At 68.8% G+C, this 7315-nt stretch carries 6 protein-coding genes; 4 read left to right on the top strand and 2 right to left on the bottom strand.

The window, feature by feature from the left end:
* A partial coding sequence (locus ABT08_RS11985) for a transglycosylase domain-containing protein (protein WP_288115096.1) occupies positions 1-2198 on the bottom strand: 2198 nt, incomplete at its 3' end.
* A gap of 83 nt (positions 2199-2281) precedes the next feature.
* Here ABT08_RS11985 and sp36 point away from each other — a divergent pair.
* Together sp36 and ABT08_RS11975 are read left to right on the top strand one after the other, a co-directional pair.
* Complete coding sequence (gene sp36, locus ABT08_RS11980; protein ID WP_137878630.1) at positions 2282-2506, top strand: Sp36 family protein; 225 nt, start codon at positions 2282-2284, stop codon at positions 2504-2506.
* Entirely contained in the window at positions 2503-2970 is a 468-nt protein-coding gene (locus tag ABT08_RS11975) for a RidA family protein (RefSeq protein WP_056210057.1), read from the top strand. Before sp36 ends, ABT08_RS11975 begins: the two co-directional genes overlap by 4 nt.
* A gap of 61 nt (positions 2971-3031) precedes the next feature.
* Here the strand turns inward: ABT08_RS11975 and acs are convergent, their stop codons facing one another.
* On the bottom strand, positions 3032-4996 hold the full coding sequence (acs, locus tag ABT08_RS11970) for an acetate--CoA ligase (protein WP_056210059.1): 1965 nt from the start codon (positions 4994-4996) through the stop codon (positions 3032-3034).
* Positions 4997-5438: 442 nt separating this feature from the next.
* Here acs and ABT08_RS11965 point away from each other — a divergent pair, with 442 nt between their 5' ends.
* Positions 5439-6398, top strand: a complete 960-nt coding sequence (locus ABT08_RS11965; protein WP_056210403.1) for a TadA family conjugal transfer-associated ATPase — start codon at positions 5439-5441, stop codon at positions 6396-6398.
* On the top strand, positions 6395-7279 hold the full coding sequence (locus ABT08_RS11960; protein WP_235557427.1) for a type II secretion system F family protein: 885 nt from the start codon (positions 6395-6397) through the stop codon (positions 7277-7279). Before ABT08_RS11965 ends, ABT08_RS11960 begins: the two co-directional genes overlap by 4 nt.
* Positions 7280-7315 lie beyond the last annotated feature (36 nt).

The following is a 7315-nucleotide window of genomic DNA, read 5'->3' as shown; positions in this document are numbered from 1 at the left end:
GTCTGCAGCTGCTGCGTGGCCTGGTCGACCGTCAGACCCACCACGTTCGGCAGTGTCGACATGACCTGCTTCGTGAGGTTGGGGTCGGGCGCCGGGAAGGCGTCGCCGCCGTAGAGTTTGTCGGCCGCGCCCTGAATCTCCTTCGCCAGGACGTAGCGCAGGTTGGAGAGCTGCCTTCCGCCGGTCGAAAGGTGGAAGAGGTTCGAGAAGCCGTTCGCGTTGCCGACCCACACCGCTGTCGTCGCCTTGGTCGACGACTCGATCAGCCAGGTGTGCGTCTGCTCGTTCGTACCCGTCTTGCCGAGCAGCGGGGTGCCGTCGTACGGATTTCCGCCCGTACCGGTTCCTCCGCGCATCACACCCTGCAGGGCGTAGGCCGCGGTGGCCGCGACATTCGGGTCGATGACCTGGGAGCAGTTGGAGGCAGGCTTGGCGAGCTCGGTGCCCGAGGCATCCGTCACCTTGTCGATGACCGTCGGGCTGCAGTAGATGCCGTTGTTCGCGACGGTCGCGAACGCCTCGGCCATCGCCATCGGCGACACGTTGTCGACGCCGATGACCTCGGTGCCGTAGTCCATCGGAATCGGCTTGCCGTTGCCGAATGTGACGCCCATCTTGGCGACAGTCTGCGCGATCGGGCACAGCCCGATCTTCGAGGCCATCGCGAGGAAGCCCGAGTTGATCGACGCGGCCGTGAACTGCATCGGCGTGCCGATCATGCCCTGGCCCTCGAAGTTTCCGATCGTCTCGTTGTTCGCGTTGGTCCAGGTGCCGTTGCAGGTGGGGATGTTCTTGAACACCCGGTTGCGGCCGTCGATGACCTGATTGACCGAGTTCCCCGCTTCGAGCCAGGAGACCAGGGTGAAGATCTTGAAGGTCGAGCCCGCGGGGAATCCGCCCGACTTGCCATACGTCGAGTTTCCGGCGTAGACGAGGCTGGAAGTGCCGGGCGTTGATCCGGCCGAATCGGATTCGCTGTAGTTCGTGTTCTGCGTGATCGAGAGCACGCGTCCCGTGGACGGCTCGATCGTGACCGACGTCGACCCGAGGTCGATGCCGGCCATCGTCGCCGGCACGTACTTCGACATCGAGCCCTGCGCGGAGTTCTGCAGGTTCATGTCGATCGTGGTGTAGATCTTCAGGCCACCCTTCTGCAGCTTCGCGGCGCGCTCCTCGGGGGTGGAGCCGAACGCCGGGTCGTTGGAGACGACGTCTTGCACGTACTTGCAGAAGTAGGGCGCGGAACTCGCCGCGCATCCCGTCTTCGGGGTGGTGATCGTGGGGATGATCGGGTCGGACACGGCCTTGTCGTGATCGGCCTGCGAGATCTTGCCGTCGATCAGCATGCGGTCGAGAACGTAGGTCTGCCGCTGCTTGGTGAGCGCGTAGTGGTTTGCGTCGCCGTTGGTCGTGCTGGCGGGCTGGTCGATGCGGTAGGTGTTCGGATTCTGCACCATGCCCGCGAGGGTCGCCGCCTGCTCGAGGTTCAGGTCTTTGGCGTGCACGCCGAAGTAGCGCTCGGCTGCCGCCTCGATACCGTACGTCTGCCCGCCGAAGTTCGAGATGTTCAGGTAGCCGACGAGGATGTCGTTCTTGGAATACTTCTGCTCGAGTGCGATGGCGTAGCGCATCTCCTGCAGCTTGCGCTGGATGCCGCTGCCGCCCGACGAGTTGGTGGCGTCGTTGTAGCACTTCTGCACATCGGCGTCGTTCGTCGCCGTCGAGTAGCAGTTCTGCACGAGCACGTTCTTCACGTACTGCTGGCTGATCGAGGATCCACCCTGCACGTTGTTGCCCTGGATGTTAGAGAGCAGCGCGCGCGTGGTGCCGATCAGGTCGATGCCGCCGTGCTCGTAGTACCGCGGGTCCTCGCTCGAGAGGATCGCCTGGTACATCACCGGCGCCACCTCGTCGTACGTCACCGGCGTGCGGTTCTGGGTGTAGTACGAGGTCATCTCGGTGTACTGGCCAGTCGACGGGTCCTTCGCGTAGAAGACCGTCGGCTGCATCAGGGTCTGGATGTCGAGGTTCGACGGGAGATCCTCGAACATGTTGATCGCACCCGATGCGGTGGCCGAGGTGACCGCGATCGCGGGGGTGACCGTGGCGGCGATGAGGACTCCAGCGACGGCGCTGAGTCCGATCAGTCCGGCGAGTCCGGCAAGCAGACCACCACCCGTGGTTTTCGATGCAGGCATAGGCTTGATCGTAAGCCAGGATGCTGGGCGAAGCCTTGCAGGCCCGCGCCCGTGCGCGCCCGACCACGACCCGACGGAGCCTCATGACCACGTGGGAGTACCTCACCACGCCCCTGCTGATCCACAACACCGCCGCGATCCTCAACAACTGGGGCAAGCAGGGGTGGGAGCTCGTTCAGGTGGTGACGGGACCCGAGGGGGGCCTCGTCGCCTACTTCAAGCGGCCCGTGACGACGGATGCCGCAGCCAACGTGGGACTCGCGGCCGCCGCCGAGGCCGCGCAGCGTTTCGAAGGAGAAGACCGATGACCATCAGTGCCCGCCTCGCCGAGCTCGGACTCGAGCTGCCGGAGGTCGTCCCTCCGGTGGCGGCCTACGTGCCCGCCAAGGTGCACGGCGACCTCGTCTACACGGCCGGTCAGCTGCCGTTCGTGTCGGGTGCGCTGCCGGCCACCGGCAAAGTCGGAGACGGCCACGGCCTCGTGCCGGCGTCAGATGCGGCCTCCTATGCCCGCCAGTCCGCGTTGAACGCGATCGCCGCCGCGGCAGCGGTCGTGGGGGGAGTCGACAAGCTCACGGGTGTGCTGAAGGTCACCGGCTTCGTTGCGTCGGTGCCGGAGTTCACCGGCCAGCCGGGCGTCATCAACGGGGCGAGCGAGCTGCTCGGCGAGGTGTTCGGTGAGGCCGGCCGCCACGCGCGATCCGCCGTCGGTGTTCCCGTGCTCCCGCTCGACTCGCCTGTCGAGGTCGAGGTCGTCTTCACTCTCGCCTGAGCGCACACGCGAGAGGAGGGGTCGGTGCCTGTGCGCCGACCCCTCCTCTATATAGGGCGTGTCAGCGCACCTGCGCCGAGATGACGCTCATCACCGCCGTGTCGGCGAGCGTCGTGGTGTCGCCGACCTCGCGGCCCTCCGCGACATCCCGGAGCAGACGGCGCATGATCTTGCCGGAACGGGTCTTGGGCAGCTCGCCCACGATGTAGACGTCACGCGGGCGCGCGATCGGACCGATCTGCTCGCCCACCCACCCGCGCAGCGTGCCGGCGAGCCCATCGGGGGAGTGCTGTTTGAGGTAGTTCTCCTTGATGATGACGAATGCGACGACAGCCTGGCCGGTGGTCTCGTCGCTCGCTCCGACGACCGCAGCCTCGGCGACGGCCTCGTTCGCGACCAGAGCCGACTCGATCTCGGCGGTGGAGAGCCGGTGGCCCGAGACGTTCATCACGTCGTCGACACGGCCGAGCAGCCAGATGTCGCCGTCGTCGTCGAGGCGCGCGCCGTCTCCCGCGAAGTAGTACCCCTGGTCGGCGAACTTCTCCCAGTAGGTCTCGACGAACCGCTCCGGGTCGCCCCAGATGCCGCGCAGCATTGACGGCCACGGCTCGGTGATCACGAGCAGTCCGCCGTTGCCGTTGCCGACGTGGGCGCCGCTCTCGTCGACGACGTCGATCGAGACGCCGGGGATCGGCACCTGCGCCGAACCGGGCTTGGTCTCGGTGACGCCGGGCAGTGCGGAGATCATGATGGCCCCGGTCTCGGTCTGCCACCACGTGTCGACGATCGGGGCCTCGTCAGCGCCGATGATCTCGCGGTACCAGATCCAAGCCTCGGGGTTGATGGGTTCGCCCACCGACCCGAGCACGCGGATGCTCGACAGGTCGTACTGCTGGGGGATCTGCCGGCCCTGCTTCATGAACGAGCGGATGGCGGTGGGCGCCGTGTAGAGCACGCTCACCTTGTACTTCTCGACCAGCGCCCACCAGCGGCCGGGCTCGGGTGATTCGGGAGTTCCTTCGTAGAGCACCTGCGACGCGCCGTTGGAGAGCGGACCGTACGTGACGTAGGAGTGGCCTGTGATCCAGCCGATGTCGGCGGTGCACCAGTAGACATCCGTCTCGGGGTGGATGTCGTGCACGACCTTGTTGGTGAAGGTCGCCTGCGTGAGGTACCCGCCCGACGTGTGCAGGATGCCCTTCGGCTTCCCGGTGGTACCCGACGTGTAGAGGATGAACAGCGGGTTCTCGGCGGGGAACGGCTGCGCCTCATGATCGGCGGATGCCGCGGGCACGGCCTCATGCCACCAGATGTCGCGCCCTTCGGCCCAGTCGACGGGATTGTCGCCGCGCTTGACGACGAGCACGTGCTCGACGGTCTCCTGCGCCCCGGATCCGCGGTCGGCGAGTGCCTGGTCGACGGCGGGCTTCAGCGGTGAGACCTTGCCCTTGCGCCAGCCGCCGTCGGCGGTGATCACGAGCTTTGCTCCGGCGTCGTCGATGCGGGCGCGCAGGCTGTCGGCGGAGAACCCGCCGAACACCACGGAGTGGATCGCTCCCACGCGGGCGACCGCGAGCATGGCCGCGACCGCCTCTGGAATCATCGGCAGGTAGATCGCGACGCGGTCGCCGCGGCCGATGCCGAGGTCGCCGAGCACGTTGGCGAGTCGCTTGACCTCGTCGGTGAGCTCGGCGTACGTCACCTGGCGGGAGTCTCCCGGCTCGCCTTCCCAATAGAGGGCGACGCGGGCGCCGTTGCCTGCCTCGACATGCCGGTCGAGGCAGTTGTAGGCGACGTTCAGCTCGCCGTCGGCGAACCATTCCGCGAACGGCGGGTTGGTCCAGTCGAGCACCTGCGTGAAGGGGCGGTGCCAGTGCACGAGCTCCCGCGCCTGCTCGGCCCAGAAGCCTTCGCGGTCGGCTGCGGCGCGTTCGTAGAGCTCCGCGGTGCCCACGGCCTGGGCGCGGAAGGAAGCGGCGGGCGCGAAGTGCCGGTCCTCGTGAAGAAGGCTGTCGATCTGACTCATTGCTCGCTCCTTTGCGTGCCGTCGAGAGGGACGAAGGTCCACATTGTGTATAGCACCGCGCCGCGACACGCTCGGGTGCCGAACGTTGCGCGAGGTTGCGGGGCGCCCGGGTTTGGCACGATGCCTGAGGTTGCGTAAGGTGTGCTTCGGAACGCGTTCGCGCGTTCTGCATGTCACCCGCAACCCCCAATGCAAGGTGGCGTGCGAGGCGGCGCCCTTCCCCCAGGGCGCCGCCTCCCGCCAGGACATCGCCGCCTTTTACCCGAAGGGCGGCGATGTTGCGTCTCACATCCCCCCGGATTCCTCCCCAGGCGCGGCGGCCGACTCGGGATCGCTCGATGCTCCACCGATGCGAGCGGGCAGGATGCCGCGGCATCCGCGTCTTTCTAACGTCGCCGGTGTGCAGCAGCTCTTCGTCGCCCGGCCCTCGTCCGCGGCACCCATGGCATCCGCTGACCTGGCGCCCGGGCGCCCGATCGCGCAGTTCGGGGTGCTGGCGCCGCTGATCGCCGACCCTGCCGTGACCGACGTCTTCGTCAACGGCGGCGACGGGGTCTTCGTCGATCGTGGCGATGGCGCCGTGCACGAGAAGGGGGTGCGACTCAGCGCCGAGGACGCCCGTGCACTTGCCGTGCATCTCATCGCGTTGGGCGGTCGTCACATCGACGACGCGACGCCCTGCATCGATGTGCGCGTCGCCGGCGGTCTGCGCGTGCATGCCGTACTGCCACCGCTCGCTGTCGACGGCGCGGTGGTCTCGATCCGGGCGCGACGGTTCGAGTCGCCCACCCTCGACGATCTCCAGCGTGGCGGGATGTTCGGCCCCGCGCAGCGGTCTCGGCTCGACGATCTCGTCGCTCACCGCCGCAACGTGCTCATCGCGGGCGCCGCGGGGAGCGGTAAGACGACACTGCTCGCCGCGATGCTGGCGGCCGTACCGGTGACCGAACGTATCGTCACGATCGAGGATGTCGCCGAGCTCTCCTTCGAGCACCCGCATCACGTTCGCCTGGAATCCCGGCAGGCCAATCTCGAGGGCGCCGGTGCGATCGGTCTCGACCGACTGGTGCGCGAGGCGCTGCGCATGCGGCCCGATCGGCTGGTCGTGGGCGAGTGTCGCGGAGCCGAGGTGCGAGAACTGCTCACGGCGCTCAACACCGGCCACGACGGCGGCGCGGGCACCGTGCACGCCAACGGCATCGGCGACGTCGCCGCCCGACTCGAGGCGCTGGGTGCTCTCGCCGGACTCGACGACGCGGCGCTCGCGAGACAGGTCGCGAGCTCGATCGATGCGGTGGTCTTCCTCGAACGGGATGCCGCGGGCCGCCGCCGTGTCGGGGCCGTGGGTGTGCCGGTCCTCCAGGCGGGGCGACTGCGCGTCGAGGCGGAGCCCGTCGCATGATCGGCGCCGTGCGCGGTGGCTCCCGGCGCCGCGCTCCCGATTCGATGTCCTCGTCCGCCGATGTCGCCCTGCAGCTCGCGGTGCTGCTGCAAGCGGGCGTGACCCCCGATCGAGCGTGGGAGCACATCGTCGCTGCGGGCGCGCGCGATCTCGCACCGCTCACCGACGGTGGCGACCGCGCCGTCGCGCTGGCGCGACTCGGAGACCAGTGGGCGCCGCTCGCCGCGGTGTGGCAGGTTGCCATCACGGTGGGCGCGCCGCTCGCGGTCACACTGCGCGATGCCGCGACGGCGGTGCGCGACGCCGACGAGGTGCGCGACGAGATCGCGGTGGCCCTGGCGGAACCGGTCGCGACCGCGCGGCTGGTGGCATGGCTGCCCGCCGTCGCCGTGCTGCTGTCCCTTACTCTCGGATTCGACCTGTCCGCTGTCGTGCGCTCGCCGATCGGCATCGCGTGCCTCCTCGCCGGTGTCGCGCTGATGCTCCTCGCCCGCCGCTGGACACGGCGCCTCGTCGCCCGCGCGCAGCCGGCTGCCGGGGTGGCCGGCATCGACGCCGACCTCGTCGCCATCGCGCTGTCGGGCGGCACATCGCTCGATGCTGCACGGCGCGCGGCGGCCGAGGCGGGGCATCCGGTCACCGTCGAGACCGTGCGGGCGCTCGAGCTGTCCATGCGCGCGGGCGTGCCGGCCGCGGAGCTGCTGCGCGCGCAGGCCGCGCGTCAGCGACGCCTCGCCCGCACGGACGGGCGGGAGCGCGCGGCGCGGCTGGGGTCGGCGCTGCTGCTGCCCCTCGGGGTGTGCACGCTGCCCGCCTTCCTCCTGCTGGGGGTGGCGCCGATGATCCTCGGCGTGCTGGCCAGCGGCGGAGGCGTCATCTGAACCCGTGCCCGTCCACCCGTGCCCCCCCACCGTGCC

The organism is Microbacterium sp. SCN 71-21, from assembly GCF_001725695.1.
Lineage (GTDB): Bacteria > Actinomycetota > Actinomycetes > Actinomycetales > Microbacteriaceae > Microbacterium > Microbacterium ginsengisoli.
This window is presented reverse-complemented; position numbering and strand designations above follow the sequence as displayed.

Bases quoted from the DNA above. Each gene is read 5' to 3' on its own strand.
- ABT08_RS11975 (WP_056210057.1), top strand. From the start codon at position 2,503: ATGACCATCAGTGCCCGCCTCGCCGAGCTCGGACTCGAGCTGCCGGAG.
- sp36 (WP_137878630.1), top strand. From the start codon at position 2,282: ATGACCACGTGGGAGTACCTCACCACGCCCCTGCTGATCCACAACACC.
- ABT08_RS11960 (WP_235557427.1), top strand. From the start codon at position 6,395: ATGATCGGCGCCGTGCGCGGTGGCTCCCGGCGCCGCGCTCCCGATTCG.
- ABT08_RS11965 (WP_056210403.1), top strand. From the start codon at position 5,439: ATGGCATCCGCTGACCTGGCGCCCGGGCGCCCGATCGCGCAGTTCGGG.
- acs (WP_056210059.1), bottom strand. From the start codon at position 4,996: ATGAGTCAGATCGACAGCCTTCTTCACGAGGACCGGCACTTCGCGCCC.